Source organism: Xanthomonas sp. LMG 12459 (genome assembly GCF_009192905.1).
Classification (GTDB): Bacteria; Pseudomonadota; Gammaproteobacteria; order Xanthomonadales; family Xanthomonadaceae; genus Xanthomonas_A; species Xanthomonas_A sontii.
This window is the reverse complement of record NZ_NSGT01000061.1, coordinates 1-722: the sequence shown is the minus strand read 5'-3', so window position 1 is coordinate 722 and position 722 is coordinate 1. Positions and strand designations below refer to the sequence as shown.

Annotated in this window: 1 protein-coding gene; it reads left to right on the top strand. The window is 63.9% G+C overall.

Annotated features, from left to right (window positions below):
- Positions 1 to 296: 296 nt before the first annotated feature.
- On the top strand, positions 297 to 722 hold a 426-nt coding region (locus CEK65_RS14055; RefSeq protein WP_152182126.1), incomplete at its 3' end, for a transposase.

Below are 722 nucleotides of genomic sequence, written 5' to 3'. Positions count from 1 at the left end.
GCCGCGCCACAGGCCGACCGGTAACGCCGCTGTCGGTGGAGAAGCCTCTCCTTGTATCTGGACATGTCGCCCCTAAACAGGCGTCATGTCTTCCGACTGATCATCGGAGGAGGTGTGGGAGGTCCAGTCGCTCCTAAAGCTTCGAGCTTGCATCGTAGATCGGCTCCGCCCTCCACATGCTGGCCCTTGTGTGTCCGAACGGTATCCAGAGTCCGCCCCCGGGCGTGAACTCGCATCGACAAGGCAGGACCGGGCCCAGCGCCGATCATGACCCTGACACGATGGAGGAATCGCCTATGTCTCCCGTCATCGGCATCGACGTTGCCAAACGCAGTTTCGATGTGGCCATCGATCTGACCAATGGCAAGCACCGTACCAAGGCCAAGTTGTCCAACGATGCCAAGGGCTTCCAGGCCCTGCAGGCATGGCTGCAGACGCATGCCCAGCCCGATAGCTGGATCGCCATGGAGGCCACCGGCACCTACCACCAGGCGCTGGCCGAGTTCCTCCACGCACGCGGCTATCGGGTGTGCGTGCTCAACCCGGCGCAGACGGCCGCGTACGCACGCAGCCAACTCAGCCGGGTCAAGACCGATCGCAGCGATGCCAAGCTGATCGCCAGTTATGCCCTGCGTCACCGCGAGCAGTTACGCCGTTGGTCCCCTGATCCGCCGTCGCTCCAGCAGCTCAAAGCGCTGGTGCGCCGGCGCCCGGCTCTGCAA